This window comes from Colwellia sp. RE-S-Sl-9 (assembly GCF_048296855.1).
Taxonomy (GTDB): domain Bacteria; phylum Pseudomonadota; class Gammaproteobacteria; order Enterobacterales; family Alteromonadaceae; genus Pseudocolwellia.
In genome coordinates this window covers 4,476,897-4,492,223 of the sequence record NZ_CP182631.1, presented here as the reverse complement: position 1 = coordinate 4,492,223, position 15,327 = coordinate 4,476,897, and the positions used below count along the sequence as shown (strand labels likewise).

At 33.2% G+C, this 15,327-nt stretch carries 16 protein-coding genes; 6 read left to right on the top strand and 10 right to left on the bottom strand.

All coding sequences use genetic code 11. From position 1 onward, the window contains the following. Window positions 1–149 precede the first annotated feature (149 nt). The 5 genes from kdsB to ACM9HF_RS19555 form a co-directional block, all read right to left on the bottom strand. A complete protein-coding gene (gene kdsB, locus ACM9HF_RS19575; protein WP_473613221.1) occupies window positions 150–914 on the bottom strand; it encodes a 3-deoxy-manno-octulosonate cytidylyltransferase in 765 nt (254 codons plus the stop codon). A gap of 21 nt (window positions 915–935) precedes the next feature. After that, complete coding sequence (locus ACM9HF_RS19570; RefSeq protein WP_473613220.1) at window positions 936–1,112, bottom strand: Trm112 family protein; 177 nt, start codon at window positions 1,110–1,112, stop codon at window positions 936–938. 11 nt (window positions 1,113–1,123) lie between these two features. Then, window positions 1,124–2,209: a tetraacyldisaccharide 4'-kinase gene (gene lpxK, locus ACM9HF_RS19565; RefSeq protein WP_473613219.1), complete on the bottom strand. Its 1,086-nt coding sequence runs from the start codon at window positions 2,207–2,209 to the stop codon at window positions 1,124–1,126. A gap of 11 nt (window positions 2,210–2,220) precedes the next feature. Further along, a complete protein-coding gene (gene msbA / locus ACM9HF_RS19560; RefSeq protein ID WP_473613218.1) occupies window positions 2,221–3,978 on the bottom strand; it encodes a lipid A export permease/ATP-binding protein MsbA in 1,758 nt (585 codons plus the stop codon). A 109-nt stretch (window positions 3,979–4,087) separates the two neighbouring features. Further along, window positions 4,088–6,550: a DNA internalization-related competence protein ComEC/Rec2 gene (locus ACM9HF_RS19555; protein ID WP_473613217.1), complete on the bottom strand. Its 2,463-nt coding sequence runs from the start codon at window positions 6,548–6,550 to the stop codon at window positions 4,088–4,090. 38 nt (window positions 6,551–6,588) lie between these two features. Between ACM9HF_RS19555 and ACM9HF_RS19550 the strand changes: the two genes are divergently transcribed. Both ACM9HF_RS19550 and ACM9HF_RS19545 read left to right on the top strand, forming a co-directional pair. Further along, window positions 6,589–7,107 (top strand): DUF2062 domain-containing protein, encoded by a 519-nt coding sequence (locus ACM9HF_RS19550; protein ID WP_473613216.1) that lies wholly within the window; start codon window positions 6,589–6,591, stop codon window positions 7,105–7,107. Between the two features lie 98 nt (window positions 7,108–7,205). Then, the gene (locus ACM9HF_RS19545; protein ID WP_473613215.1) at window positions 7,206–8,309 is read left to right on the top strand and encodes a GGDEF domain-containing protein; all 1,104 of its coding nucleotides are present in this window, start codon (window positions 7,206–7,208) and stop codon (window positions 8,307–8,309) included. Between the two features lie 22 nt (window positions 8,310–8,331). Here ACM9HF_RS19545 and lolE read toward each other — a convergent pair whose 3' ends face one another. The 3 genes from lolE to ACM9HF_RS19530 are packed head-to-tail and all read right to left on the bottom strand — an operon-like array spanning window position 8,332 to window position 11,535. Then, the gene (gene lolE, locus ACM9HF_RS19540; protein ID WP_473613214.1) at window positions 8,332–9,597 is read right to left on the bottom strand and encodes a lipoprotein-releasing ABC transporter permease subunit LolE; all 1,266 of its coding nucleotides are present in this window, start codon (window positions 9,595–9,597) and stop codon (window positions 8,332–8,334) included. Then, entirely contained in the window at window positions 9,597–10,286 is a 690-nt protein-coding gene (lolD, locus tag ACM9HF_RS19535) for a lipoprotein-releasing ABC transporter ATP-binding protein LolD (protein WP_473613213.1), read from the bottom strand. Before lolD ends, lolE begins: the two co-directional genes overlap by 1 nt. After that, the gene (locus tag ACM9HF_RS19530; RefSeq protein ID WP_473613212.1) at window positions 10,279–11,535 is read right to left on the bottom strand and encodes a lipoprotein-releasing ABC transporter permease subunit; all 1,257 of its coding nucleotides are present in this window, start codon (window positions 11,533–11,535) and stop codon (window positions 10,279–10,281) included. The genes lolD and ACM9HF_RS19530 overlap by 8 nt, the downstream gene beginning before the upstream one ends. Before the next feature lie 240 nt (window positions 11,536–11,775). On the opposite strand from ACM9HF_RS19530, the gene ACM9HF_RS19525 reads away from it, so the two are divergent. Continuing rightward, on the top strand, window positions 11,776–12,378 hold the full coding sequence (locus tag ACM9HF_RS19525; protein WP_473613211.1) for a PilZ domain-containing protein: 603 nt from the start codon (window positions 11,776–11,778) through the stop codon (window positions 12,376–12,378). A gap of 9 nt (window positions 12,379–12,387) precedes the next feature. Continuing rightward, window positions 12,388–12,555: a DUF2897 family protein gene (locus tag ACM9HF_RS19520; protein WP_473613210.1), complete on the top strand. Its 168-nt coding sequence runs from the start codon at window positions 12,388–12,390 to the stop codon at window positions 12,553–12,555. Window positions 12,556–12,570: 15 nt separating this feature from the next. Here the strand turns inward: ACM9HF_RS19520 and ppiC are convergent, their stop codons facing one another. After that, window positions 12,571–12,849, bottom strand: a complete 279-nt coding sequence (gene ppiC, locus ACM9HF_RS19515) for a peptidylprolyl isomerase PpiC (RefSeq protein WP_473613209.1) — start codon at window positions 12,847–12,849, stop codon at window positions 12,571–12,573. 203 nt (window positions 12,850–13,052) lie between these two features. Between ppiC and can the strand changes: the two genes are divergently transcribed. Continuing rightward, entirely contained in the window at window positions 13,053–13,664 is a 612-nt protein-coding gene (gene can / locus ACM9HF_RS19510) for a carbonate dehydratase (RefSeq protein ID WP_473613208.1), read from the top strand. A gap of 49 nt (window positions 13,665–13,713) precedes the next feature. Here can and ACM9HF_RS19505 read toward each other — a convergent pair whose 3' ends face one another. Continuing rightward, window positions 13,714–13,863 carry a hypothetical protein gene (locus ACM9HF_RS19505; RefSeq protein WP_473613207.1) on the bottom strand — a complete coding sequence of 50 codons (150 nt, stop codon included), beginning with the start codon at window positions 13,861–13,863 and terminating at the stop codon, window positions 13,714–13,716. Between the two features lie 429 nt (window positions 13,864–14,292). Here ACM9HF_RS19505 and ACM9HF_RS19500 point away from each other — a divergent pair, with 429 nt between their 5' ends. Continuing rightward, window positions 14,293–15,204, top strand: coding sequence for a tRNA-dihydrouridine synthase (locus ACM9HF_RS19500; RefSeq protein WP_473613206.1), 912 nt, complete (start codon window positions 14,293–14,295; stop codon window positions 15,202–15,204). The last annotated feature ends 123 nt before the right edge of the window (window positions 15,205–15,327 follow it).

The window sequence follows — 15,327 nt, the reverse complement described above, 5'->3', positions numbered from 1 at the left end:
TGTCATTTTCTCCATTTATCATATTTAACATAATAAAAGTGAATAATACTGAATTTCAAGTATTACACGTTGAATGGTGCTTATTAAAAGAAGAGTGGTAATAAGCCTTTATGGATTAACAAAGGCTTATTATTTAAAAACATGAAAAACTAAAGAGTTTGTGCGTACTGAATCGCTCTTTCTAAATCTTCTGGCGTATCAACTCCCTCGACAGGAACAGTTGATTCAGCAACAGCTACATGAATTTTTTCACCTTGCCATAGAACACGTAATTGCTCTAAAGATTCAATTTGTTCTAATTGGCTAGTAGGCCAAGTAACATAATCTTTAATAAAGCCGGCTCTGTATGCATAAATACCAATATGCCTTAAATAGAAGTCACCTATTTCCGCAACAGCATCTTTATTTAAAAAACGATTACGATCATATGGAATCGTCGCTCGGCTAAAATATAACGCATGGCCATTTTTATCGCAAAGCACTTTAACAGCATTAGGATTAAAGGCTTCATCTACATCAGTTATTTTTATGGCTAGTGTTGCCATTCTCGCATTATTTTGAATAGCTAAATTATCAGCCACTTGTGCAATGTTTTCAGGTGGAATAAATGGCTCATCACCTTGTACGTTTACGATAATTTGATCATCAGCAAACTGGTAGGTTGTCATTACTTCAGCTAACCGTTCAGTACCTGATTGGTGATCACTACGTGTTTTGCACACTTCGCCACCAAACTCTTTAACAACGGCTTCTACTTCATCGTTGTCTGTTGCAACAATAACTTGGCTTGCACCACTTAGCAGTGCTTTTTCAACAACCCACTGAATCATGGGTTTACCATTAATATCGGCTAACACTTTACCCGGTAAGCGTGTGGATTCGTATCGAGCAGGTATAACTACAATAAATGACATTTAAAATACGCCTTAATTAAATTATTCTTCGGTTATTCTACGAGCTTCATTTTCTAAAAGAACAGGAATGTTTTTTTCAATAGGGTAAGCTAAACGATCAAAATTACAGATAAGTTCTTGATCGTCTTTATTATAATCTAACTTTCCCTTACATACGGGACACGCTAATATTTCCATTAATTTTGTATCAAATGCCATGAGATATTCTCTTAATTTGTGTTAGTTGTGTTACTTAAGTTATTGTCATTATCAGCTTTATAAACTAATGCTGTTATTTTATCTAATAATGGTTGAATTTCTTGCTCTGAAAACTCAGCACCTACAGGAACATACCACCAATGTTCTTTAGCAAACGTTTGACACTTTACTGCATCTTTTTCTGTCATTAGTAAAGGTATTGCTGAAGTAAAATGCTTCAAATCGTGTTCAGTAAAATGATGATGATCAACAAAGCCTAATGCGTTTTCTACCTCAAATTTTTGATTACGTAAGGTGCTAAAAAAACGTTCTGGATCGCCTATGCCAGCCATTGCATTAACTCTGTTATGCTCTTTTATAAATAGCTGTAAAGAGATTTTTTCTCTTGTTTTTACATTACAAACGAATTGAGGACACAATACCATATCTAAATGGTTTGCTGTTTTATTCACCTGAGGTTGAGTGTTTTGTAATTTACTAGGTACTGATGGTTGATTAAAAATAACATAATCAACCGTATTTAAACGCCATTCACCTTCTCGTAAAGGACCTGCGGGTAATAATAAGCCATTACCAAACTTGCGTTTAGCATCAACAATAATAAGTTCTATATCTCTTGCTAGTTTATAATGTTGTAGGCCATCATCGGCAATAATAATATTACATCCTTGTTGTATGAGTAACTCAGCAGCTGCGACTCTATCAGAACCCACAACAACAGGAATATTACACCGTTTATAAATTAATATGGGTTCATCGCCCGCTTCATTTGCTGTGCTACTATTATCTAATAAATAAGGATAATAAGGTGCGTTACCACCATACCCCCTACTTACTACACCTACATTCAAACCCAGTTTTAAACATTGCTCAATTAAATAAATAACAACCGGTGTTTTTCCGTTACCGCCAATCCCTATATTACCAACAATAATAACAGGTGCAGAAACTTTGCAGGCTTTTAAAAGACCTATTTTATAAAAGAAACGTCGTAAACTCGTAAGAATAAAAAACAACAAGGTTATAGGTAATAACAAAGGCACAACAAGCCATTTAGCTTGGTGTTGTTTAAACCATACTTTTTCAATGAGTCTCATAAATACAGCAATTAACTAAATTGAAAACGATGCAATTGTGCATATGCACCGTCTTTTGCAAGTAAGGTTTTATGATCGCCCTGCTCTATAATTTCACCTGCCTCCATAACAACAATATTATCGGCATTTTCAATAGTTGAAAGTCTATGTGCAATAACAATACAAGTGCGGTTTTGTTGTAAAATTTGTAAAGCGTCTTGAATATGTCGTTCAGATTCAGTATCTAAAGCACTGGTAGCCTCATCTAAAATTAAAAATGGTGCGTCACATAATAAGGCCCTAGCGATAGCTACTCGTTGTCGTTGCCCACCAGAGAGTAGCGCCCCATTTTCTCCAACATTGGTATTTAATCCCTCAGGCATTTTTTCCGCAAATTCTAATACATGGGCATTTTTTGCTGCAGCAATAATGTCCTCTTCGGTTGCGTCAGGATTTCCGTAAGCGATGTTATTCGCTAATGTGTCGTTAAATAAAACGACTTGCTGAGATACATAAGCAAATTGCTTACGAAGATCTTTAAGTTTGTACTCGGTAATATCTTTACCATCAATAAGCACTTCGCCAGAGGTAGCATCGTAGAAGCGTAATAACAAGGAACTCGCTGTTGATTTCCCACTACCTGAGCGACCAACAAAAGCAGTAGTTTCTCCAGGATTTACCGAAAAATTTAATTTTTTCAATGCTAATTCATTATCATTTTTATATGAAAAATCAACATTATTAAATGATAAGGAACCTTTTGCTTTAACTAAAGTAAGCTGACCTGTGTCTTTTTCTCGTTCTTCATCTAATACTTTAAAAATACTCACACAGGCTGCCATACCATTTTGAAACTCGCTGTTAACGGTAGTAAGCATTTTCAAGGGCCTTAACAGCATAGTCATACACGTTATTACAGTAATAAAAATACCAGGAGTTAAGCTTTCTTTCATTCCTTCAAGATTTGCAACATATAATACAAAAGCTAAAGCAAAAGAGGCAATAATTTGAATAAGAGGGACACTCGCTGAACGTGTAGCAACTAATTTCATCCGTTGTTGGCGATTATGTTTATTAATTTTCTCGAAACGATCATATTCACGTTGCTGGCCATCAAATGTTAGCACGACTTTATGCGCATTAAATGTTTGCTCAGCGGCAGTAGTTACCTGCCCCATAGCGCTTTGAATACTTTTACTCACTTTTCTAAATCGCTTTGAAACAATAGTAACAATAACGGCAATAATAGGGGTAATAAGTAGGAAGATAGCCGAAAGTTCCCAACTTTTATAAAACATAACAATTAATAAACCAATAACAAAAGCACCTTGTTGAACCAAAGTAAGCAAGGCTTTACTGGTTGCTTGTAATACTTGCTCAGTATCAAAGGTTAATTTAGAAATTAACGATCCCGTAGACTCTTTATCATGAAAAGCGACAGGTAAAAACATGATGTGCTCAAACAGCTTTTGCCTAATGTCTGAAACGACATGATTACCTACCCAAGCTAAGCAATAGTTACCAATAAAATGACAAATACCCCGAACAACAAAACAAGCAATAACGAATATAGGCGCCCATTTCATAAAGTTAGGGTTTTTACCTGAAAGGCCCTCATCAATTAATGGCTGTAACTGAGAAAAGAATAAGGTATCAACACCTGCATAACCTAGCATACCAATAATTGCAGCAACAAAACCCATTTTATAAGGTTTTGAATATGACATAAGACGTTTAAAGTTTTGCCAAGTATCTTCTTCAGGTAAATTTTCTGCTTCGTTTTTAGACATTAAGTCTCTCATTCATTTAAAAACTAATTAACCTCGATTTGGGTTAACAATTTATTTTAACGTTATTTTACTTGTACACCAACTAATTGGGTTGAATTTAATAACTAACTTATTGCGCAAACCAAAAAGGATACTTTCCTTGTTTATAAGGCGTGACTATAATTTTTCTATTCTTGTTGTTATTGGGTGTTTCTTTAAGTTTATCAAGTTGTACTTTTATTTCGACCATTCCGACTTCTGCCGTATTAAATGCCATAACACTTTGTTCGACATATCTTTTCTTAACTAATTTAGACGGCATATTCCATCTATTCATAAACCCTGCACTGTATACGACATAACGAGGAGAGACCGCTTGAATAAAAGCCTGACTTGATGAAGTATTAGAGCCATGATGAGGAGCAATAATGACATCTGAATTTAATGCAGGTAACAGTTGATGATTTGCCACAAGTAATTTTTCGACACGGGTAGAAATATCTCCGGTAAGTAATACACTTTTATCGCCATCACTTACTTTTATAACACAAGAATGGTCGTTTTCATCTCCCACATAGTTAGCTTCATTTAATGGCCATAGTAGGCTAAACGTTAATCCTTGCCATATAAAATCATTGCCTTCCACACATTTTTTATCACCTTTTAGTTTAGGATCGCTTGCAATTATTTCTTTAATATTAAGAGAGCTCTTTAACTTGTTTAAGCCACCAGCATGATCGTTATCGCTATGACTAATAATAACTTTATCTAATGTTTGGATCCCCTGATGTTTTAGATAAGGCAATACAACCGCTTCGGCCATATTAAATCCACTTGGGTAGCTTGCTCCTGTGTCATAAAGAATCGCTTTATTGTTTTTTTCAACAACAACGCTTAACCCTTGCCCTACATCTAAAACCATAACTTTCCAGTCGGTATCTTGTTTATTGAAAAAATAGATATAACAAAAACCAATTAAACAGAGCAATGATAAAAAACTGAGGTGTCGCCATTTAACGGATAAAAATCGACTTATCCCTAGAAGAGAGATAATCAAGCTTCCTACAATAATATGATTAAACGATACTTCAACTAAAGCCCTAGGTTGCTCAGACAATAGGACTAACCAATGCCATAAAGCTTGTGTAGAAAATAAAGCTAATTGATATAAAGTTGAAGAAAAAAACTCACTAAAAGGCATAACTAAAACAGCGAGTAGGCACAGAGGGATACTAGTGAAACTCATTAATGGCACAGCAACTAAATTTGCAGTAATTGACACTAGAGACAGTTGATAATTAAACAACATAGAAATAGGTAACATAAAGATACTTAAACTAAGCTGAACCCAAAAAAGTGATTGCAGCCATGTAGTAATTTTATTTTTACCAGTAAAAGAACGTTTAAAGCGCCACAGAGTTAATAAGATTAAACTCACCGCGTAAAACGAAAGCCAAAAACTCCCACTAATTAAACTCATTGGCGTTATTAGTAAAACGATAAAAACGGTAAGAAACAGCCACGTTAATAAACTAGGTTTAATCCCTATAATTCTAAACAACCAAAAAAGTAAAAGCATGACTAATGCCCTCACAGTAGGTAAAGAAAAACCTGCGAGGTAAGCGTAATAAAAAGTAATTAAACAACTAAAAAATACGGCGATAAGTTTACTATTGTTTGATAATAATAAATCTAGATAACTTGATTGCAGAGGCTGTTTAACAAAAAAACGTAGAGGGAATATTCTAATTAAAAAGCTAATAATTAAAAAACTTCCTGTTGCGATCAAACCTAAGTGAAGACCTGAAATAGCAATTAAATGCTGTGTATTTGTTTTATTAAGTACTGACCATGTGTCTTGGTCTATCGTATTTCTTTCTCCAAAACTTAATGCCGTTAACAAAGAAGACAATTGCCCTGATGGTAATAAAGTGAGTGAATTTGAATATAACTGCTGACGATAGCTTATTTTATTACTAAGTATTTCATTATCTGTGTGATTTAAAACATAGCCTGTAGCCACAATGTTGTTTTGTCTAAGCCACATTTGATAATTAAATCCTCCTTGATTAGCAAAACCATGAGGTGGTTTTAACTTTACTTTTAGAAGCCATTCATTCCCCTGTTGAACAAGATGAGATGATTTATTCCAACTAAGGCGAGTAATAATGGGAGTAGACAGTAATTGATGATCAATATGCGTTATTTCAAAATTAAATTTATAACTACGTTTGTATTTAATTTTATTTTTTACTTTATTTTCAAAAAGTCGTTCTTTGTTTTTTTCTTGAATAGGTATACGTGATTCTATTGTGGAAGGTATGGTTTTAACTTTACCTGTAACAAAATGAGTCGAATCAAATAATACGTTAACATTGATGTTGTTTTTTTGCCAAACCTGTTGGTATTGTACTCCAGAATATAAAATCCAAGCGATCCCTAAAAACAGTCCGCTAATAGTTCGTGTCTTTTGGTACAATGAACACGCTAAACCTACAAAGGTAAAAAAAATGACAGAAAAAAACTCTGGTACTATTGCCATAAATAATGACAATATAGCACCTATAAAGAACGTGATTAGCCACCCATCCATAGTGATTAATTCCTAAAAAATTTTAAATTATTTTATTTATGCCTAAAAAAATCATTAAGCGTTTGATGCCAGATGCTCACTCTATAAAAACCAACAAATATTTACAAATTTTTGGTGGTTTATTACACAATGCTAACCTCTGGCATTTAAATAGACGATCTATAGCTAAAGCTTTTGCTGTGGGTTTATTCTTTGCTTTTATACCTGTTCCTTTTCAAATGGTATTAGCTGCGGGTATTGCAATTTTGGTACATGCAAACTTACCTATTTCTATCGCTTTGGTATGGATAACAAATCCTTTGACTATGCCGGCAATTTTTTATGTTTGTTATTTAGTGGGTGCATGGATAATAAATGCTCCCGCAGAAAAATTTGAATTTCATGCAACTTGGCAATGGATAATTGATAGTTTAACCACAATTGGGCCCGCATTTTTATTAGGATGCTTAGTTTGTGCTATTCTTTTTTCTCTTATCGGTTATATTGGGATTCACAGTATATGGCGTTTTTCAGTGGCTAAAGAATGGAATAAACGTAAAAACCTAAGAATAAAATAATTTTTTTTGGGGAGGAAACAGACTCAAATTTAGAATAAATACTATACTTTTTAATAAGGTCTAGTTATTGTGAATTATCTGTTCTAAAGAAAAAAATAATGAATGCATTAAAATCGTTACTACTAACATACCTGCACTCTGGTGCTAGAGAGTCTAATTCTGATGAAGTAAACAGACGAATATTAGTTATTTATCTTTTTTCTTTGATCGGAACGATTATCACTGGAATAGCAGCAGTTTTAGCCTTAACTAATCATAACATTCAACTCGCCTGTGTTTTGTTTGTAGTATGCTTTATTTTTACCTTAGGCCCTGTCACTCAAAAAACGACGAATAATTATCAACTCTCTTCTGGTCTTGTTTTATATCAACTTTATATCTTAATGTTCTATTTACTCTACTCTGGTGGAGCCAATAATACTGGGCCTTTATGGATATTTATGACCGCACCCGTGACCTTTTTTATTTGTGGTTTAAGAATAGGCGTTTTAAATTTACTACTATTTACAGGTATATCATCGCTAATATTACTTCTTCCTGTAGATATTATATCCACAGTCCAATATCCTCTTGATTTTAAACTTCGACTTATTTCTTCTTTTCTAACTGTTTCAGCACTCACTGCGTTATACGAATATTCAAGAGAAACATCGTATAAAGCAATGAGAGACGTAAGTGACAGATTCGAACAGTTATCTAAAATAGATCCTCTTACTCAATTATCAAATCGTAGAGATGCCACCAATGTTATTGAATATGAACAACGCCGTTTAGTTAGAAATAAAACTGAGCTCAGTATTATTATTTGTGATGTGGACAATTTTAAAAGTATAAATGATGAATATGGTCACAACGCAGGAGATTGTGTTTTAGTAGAATTAGCAAAAATATTTAAAACCTGCGTACGCACACAAGATACCGTTGCCCGTTGGGGTGGTGAAGAATTTTTATTTATTCTCCCTTATACCAATTCAATTCAAGCCGGCCTTACAGCCCAAAAGATACACAAAGCAATTAGAAACAATAGCCCTTTGTGTAAACAACAAGCTTTTGATACAACTGTAAGTATGGGTATAAGCACCATAGTGGGTAATAGCAGTATTGAGTCAGCTATTACAGCAGCAGATAGAAATCTATATAAAGCTAAAAACTCAGGTAAAAATCGTACCTATAGCGATAACGAAGAAATACTACCTGATTAAGTGATAACATAAAAGACAAGAACTATATTTGTCCTAACACATGCGCTGGTTCTATTTTAGTAGCTTTCCATGCAGGATATAAAGTCGCGATTAATGATAAAGATAAAGCGGTAATCACTGTAATATAGACATCAGAATAATGTAAATCAGATGGTAAAAAATCAATAAAATAAATATCCGCGGAGAGAAACTTAGTTTTAAATATTGTTTCTATTTCACGAATAATATGCGTTAAATTATTCGCTAAGTATATTCCCGAAAGAGCACCGAAAGTAACACCCACAACTCCATTAATAAAACCTTGTATCACAAAGCTATACATTATAGTAAATGAGCTTGCTCCCATTGTTTTTAAAATAGCGATATCACTTTTTTTATCGTTAACTGCCATAATAAGCGTAGAAACAATATTAAAACTTGCAACAGCAATAACAATAATTAACACAATATACATAACCAATCGAACAAGTTGTATATCGTTAAATAAATGTCCTTGCTCATTTGTCCAATCAGTTACATAAACATAATGGTCTAATTTATAGGCGGCTTCCCTAATAATAAGCGGTGCCTTAAATACATTATCCACTTTAACACTAAGCCCTTGAGATTCATTTAAGTTATATCCCATAAGTTTAGACACACTACGAAATGACATATATACGTTAATGTCATCCACCATACCGCCAAATTTAAATATACCGACCACATTAACTTGTTTAGTTAAGGGAATAGGAAATCTTTGATGGACATTGTTACCACTATTTAAATGAACATTTTGAGGAAGTAATAGCTGCACTGAATCACCTACCGAGAGTTGGAGTTTTTTGGCTATACCAGCACCGATAAGAATACTATTTTCTGATGATAAATCACTCCATTGCCCTTCAACGATATAATCGGTAATAGATGAAACTAGTGTTTCTAGTTTAAGATCTACTCCTTTTACTTCAATACCTTTCACCTCACCTTTATATTGCATCATCCCTGATTCATTAATAATCGGCGCTACAGCTAATATATGTGGTGATTTTAAGACTTGCGACGCTTTGCTTTGCCAGTTAGGTATAGGAGTATTTACTCCTGTTAATTGGCCATGAGGAATAACCGAAAGTAACTTATCAGCTAATGCTTTTTCAAAGCCATTCATGGCTGATAGCACAACAATAAGCACCATAACCCCTAAAGCTATACCGATAGTTGATGATGCTGATATAAAAGAAGCAAAACCGTTACTTTGACGACTTCTTACATAACGTAATGCAATAAATAAACTCAATGGTTTGAACATTATTGTGCTAATTCCATCTCTTTTAATTGACCATGAGCTAGTGTTAATTGACGATCCATTTTACTGGCCAACACTAGATCATGGGTAACAATGACAAAGCTAGTCTCTAATGTTTCGTTTAATTCTCTTATTAATTTATATATTTGCTCTGCGGTTTCAAAATCTAAATTACCGGTAGGTTCGTCAGCTAAAACAATCGATGGATTAGTCACTAATGCCCTTGCAATCGCAACACGCTGCCTTTCTCCTCCTGATAATTCTGAAGGTCTATGATGTAAACGATGAGACAAATTGACTTGCAATAGAATTTTCTCAGCAGCTATTTTTGCTTCTTTAGGTGAAACCCCTCTGATAAGTAAAGGCATGGCGACATTTTCTATAGCTGAAAACTCCATCATTAAATGATGAAACTGGTAAATAAAACCAATGTGTTTATTTCTAAAAGCCGCTCTTTCTTTATCAGTTAAAGCGTGTACGTTAACATCATTAATAATAACTTCACCTGAAGAGGGAGAATCAAGCACTCCTGCTATATGTAAAAACGTACTTTTACCGCATCCAGAACTCCCTACAATAGCTAATAATTCACCAGAATTAACACTTAAATTTAATTCATTCAGCACTTTAGTTTCATGCTTCCCATTAAAATAGGATTTTGATACTGCTTTACACAGTAAACGATTACTCATTTCGTAAAACCTCAGCAGGTAATGTTTTCGATGCTCTGTAAGCAGGATATAATGTGGCTAAAAAACTAGTAAATAATGCAGAAGATATAATCACAATCACATTAGAGAAAACAAGGTTTATAGGTAAGTTTTGTCCAGCAAAAGCAGGTCCTAAAATACTAAGACCAACCGTTGATAAAATAGTATTTAAATTTAATGTAATCAGCACGCCTAATATAGTTCCAATTAACACACCCCAAACACCATTTGAAACACCTTGTACGATAAAAATACTTAAAATATTTTTTCTATTCATACCCAATGTTTGAAGAATACCAATTTCACCTTGTTTATCTATCACTACCATAACAAGGGCGGATACAATATTAAAAGCAGCAACCGCTATAATTAAACTTAACATAAGCCACATCATGTTTTTTTCCATTTTAACCGCTGAAAATAAAGCACCTTGGCTATTCTTCCATGTTACAAATTCTAATTCAGTAAATTCACTTTGTACTTGATTCGTTAGTGCGTCGGCATTAAAAGCATCATCTAAATACAAACGTAAGTGACTAATACCATCGCCCTTTTGTTTTAATAACTTAGCGCCATATTTACTATGCATATACACCACTGAGCCATCAACTTCTGATCCTACATTAAATATCCCTGTGATCGTAAAAGTGCGTTGCACAGGAATTCGTCCCATAGGTGTAAAAACCGTTTTATTAGGTAGAACAATACGTATAGTGTCCCCTAGTGTTACATTTAACTTATAAGCTAAAGCTTTACCCATAACTACAGAATATGGTGTTTCATTTAAACTATCTAAATCACCTAACACCATATGTGTACTTATAATATTGTGTTGCTCAAACTCAGGAAAAACACCAAAAATCAAAACACCTTGTAATGCTTTATTAGATTGAATTAATGCCTCAGATTGAAGGAAAGGCGTAACATGAGTTACATGGGGGAAAGTTAACAGTTTTTCACGTGTTTTTTGCCAATGGTTAAATGCCTTTGAGCTAGTAGAAAGTGGGTCTATTGGCGGCTTTACATTAACGACTACATGAGGAACAATTCCTAATATCCTTTTTTTAAGCTCCCCCTCAAAACCATTCATAACAGAAACAACGGTGATAAGTGACGCTACACCTAAAACGATACCCGCGATTGAAAAAAAGGTAATAAAAGAAACAAAACCAGAATGTCTCTGACTTTTGCTATAACGTAGACCAATAAAAAAGCTTGCAGGTAAAAACATGAATAACAGAGTTCTTAAATAATTGATTTTATATTATAAATATAAAACTGAAAAACATTTGTGAGCTAAGCATAACATAATGAATAGCGGCTATAACCAGAATAATTTCGCTATTTTGTAATCAAATATAATTAATTTTTGTCACAAAACAATTTAAAAAACATGGCTTAAATATTTTTTAGATGTGTATTTAGTAAAACCCTTTTATACTAAATCAATAACCAAGCAAGAGTTGGAATAATGCCTGAAGATCAAATCAATTTAAAACTTAATCAATATAATGAGTTTTTTTCTATAAAACATGATTTCAATATTAACGCTAAGCCATTAAATAATGGCAATAATATTTCATATCATGACTTTTTAAAAAATATACCGACACCATTTAAGCTGGTCAACGATATTGCTACATTAGATCAATCCGCTTTAGCGCCTTTAGGAGTAATAACAGGAGTTGCAGGACAGTTAGTTCAATACTTAAATCTTCAAGCTCAAAAAATTGATTTACTCATTAATCATATGCTCAATGAACAAGATGATGAAGAACATCGCTATCAAGGCATTGCTTTTGGCGGTGCTGGAATTGAATTTATTCACAATACAGCTTTTTCGATAAATACGTTTATTGAAATAAAGATTTTTTTAACCCATGAAAATTGTGCTATTTATTGTCACGCTGAAATTATTAGCGTAGAGAGTACTGAAAACAAGCACAATCATAAAGCTATTTTTCATCATATAAGAGATGATGATAGAGAGCGTCTAGTTCGTTCAAGCCTGCATTTGCAGTCAAAGCAATTACAACAACTCGCTAAAGAGCGAAATAAGCAACCTAACGAATAAGAGGTATATATGTCATTAATTGGAATAATAATCGCAGTAATTGCGTTAGGGCTTATTGTAAGTGCTGTTTTACTTCTCAAACAATCAGCTAAAAAGTTTGATTTAACTGAAGAGCAACTACAAAAAATAGAAGCTCGTAATACTGAGCTTGAGAAGGAAGAAAAAAAAGAAGAGTAATTGTTAGTTATTTTATTAACTCCGATATAAAGTTTTGATCAAGTGATAACCAAACTTAGTTTTAACAGGGCCATGTACTTTATAAAGCGGTTTTTTAAAAACGACATCGTCAAATTGCTTAACCATTTGCCCTTTTTTAAACTCACCTAAATCCCCACCTTTCTTTTTAGATGGACAAATAGAGTATTTCTTCGCTAAAGCAGAAAAATCAGCTCCTTTTTGTAATTGCGAAAGTATATCTTGTGCTAATTTTTCTGTTTTTACTAATATGTGTAAGGCACTTGCTGAAGCCATTAAAATGGATCCTAGTTACGTTTTTATCAATTATATATACCCAATACCTTAACAACAAACAAGTACGTCTTTTTAAAAGAAATATTATATTCTGTAAAAATACATCTCTTGAAACGATAAGTTACTAAATTTTGAATAAGTGTATTTTTCTCTATGCTTTTTTACTATAAACTTAGGAAATTTTAATCCATTAAGAGTATTTTATGGCATCTATCCAACATTTATTTGAACAAAACATTGAATGGGCTGAAGAGATCAAAAAAAGCGATCCTAATTTTTTCAAATCACTTTCAGAGCAACAGGCACCAGAATATTTATGGATAGGTTGTTCTGACTCTCGAGTTCCTGCAAACAATTTAATGGGACTATTACCTGGAGAGGTATTTGTTCATAGAAATATAGCTAACTTAGTCATACATACTGATTTAAACTGCTTATCCGTTTTACAATTTGCAGTAGATGTTTTAAAGGTAAAACATATTATTGTATGTGGCCATTATGGGTGTGGTGGAATAAAAGCAGCACTTGATGATGAAAGTCATGGATTGATTGACAACTGGCTGAGACATATTGAAGATGTACACCGTTTCAATAAAGAACAATTAGATACAGTGTCTGATCCTGAAAAAAAAGCGGATCTACTTAGCGAGCTAAACGTCATAGAGCAAGTGACCAATGTATCGCACACAACGATTTTAAAAAACGCATGGAAAAATAATCAAGATATTACTGTGCATGGTTTTATTTACAACATACACGATGGTATTTTACAAGATTTGAATGTTTCTGTTTGCGAAGACTTAACAATTAAATAAACTGATAAAGGCTGTTATTCGTTAGCAGCCTTTTTAAAATTTTTAAAGATTACTGATTTATCTTTTTTAGCTTCACCTCACTTACCTTCTCGCACTTACCTTTATGATCATCAGCCACAATTAGAACAATAGACTGATCTGAAAATGGATTAATATCAACTTTAGATGAAAGTGTAAAAAACAGTAAATATGAATACACTAATTAACCTCAACTCGGGTTAATGAGTGTTAGTGAATTAATTAAAAGATTTATTTAGCAAATATTTAATGCGTTTTGTTGTTTTCCTAAGATATATTCGTCTCTCAATATTGATATTTTTGTGTATAACAAGGCGAATTTTTCTATTTGATAGCTGAATATTAGTCATAAATTCAACGAAATTAAGCGTAAAAATAGCTTGTTGAATAACTTTGCTTATCCCGAGTTGAAGTTAATTAATAACGCTACTATATACTTTTAATAATATTTATGTGATTCCCTATTTATTAAATTAATTATTATTGACACTATCTTAGCTGACCATAACTTAATAAAATAACTTTCATTAATCAAATAATAAAAGTACGTACCATTAATATTCCTTTCTCTAAAAAAGACATTCTTATTGATAAACTCATATTAGCACCTATGGAAGGAGTAATAGATCCATTAATGAGGCAAATACTTTGCTCGATTAATAATTACGATTTATGTGTTACTGAATTTGTAAGAGTGGTTGATTCTCTAGTCCCTAAACACATCTATTACCGAATATGCCCTGAATTAAGAGATAAAGGCTACACAGGTAATCAGACTCCCCTACGTATACAGTTACTTGGCCAAGATCCAAGTTGGATGGCAGAAAATGCAATAAGAGCAATAGAACTTGGATCCCATGGTATTGATGTGAACTTCGGTTGCCCAGCCAAAGCAGTAAATAAAAGTAAAGGTGGAGCTGTTTTATTAAAAGAACCAGAAAAAATTTATCAAATATTATCTACTATGAAGAAATCACTAAATGATGAGACTATATTATCAGCAAAAATACGTTTAGGTTTTGATGATACATCTCTTTTTAATGAGCTAATATCAGCAATCAATTCTTCTGGCGTAAATGAATTAGCGATACACGCAAGAACTAAATCAGATGGTTATAATCCACCAGCTTATTGGGAATACATAAATAAAGCCGTTTCATTTTCTACAATGCAAATTATTGCTAATGGTGAAATTTGGAATAGAGAAGCAGCACTAAAGTGTTCAAAAGTCTCGAACACCTCTCACTTAATGTTAGGCCGTGGTGCTCTATCTTTACCCAATATTGCTAATACCATTAAATATGATACTGAACCTATGGATTGGTCGAATTTGCAAAAGCTACTCCTGACTTATAGTCAGTTGGAGTTAAATGGCGATAAAAGCTATTATTTCTCTAGTAGATTAAAACAATGGCTTAGATATCTAAAGTTACAATTCCCACAAGCCGAAGAGCTTTTTCAACAGATAAAAAAACTGAATAATAAAGATGAAATAATATCCTTAATAAAATCTATAAATTAGAGACTTATCCTAATCCCAACAAGTTTAGGAAATAAAAAAACCAGCAAAATGCTTAATGCCGATCAGTTAAGAAATGTTTAACGATCCATTGACCGATCTTCTGGTTAGTATATAAAGGCTTCT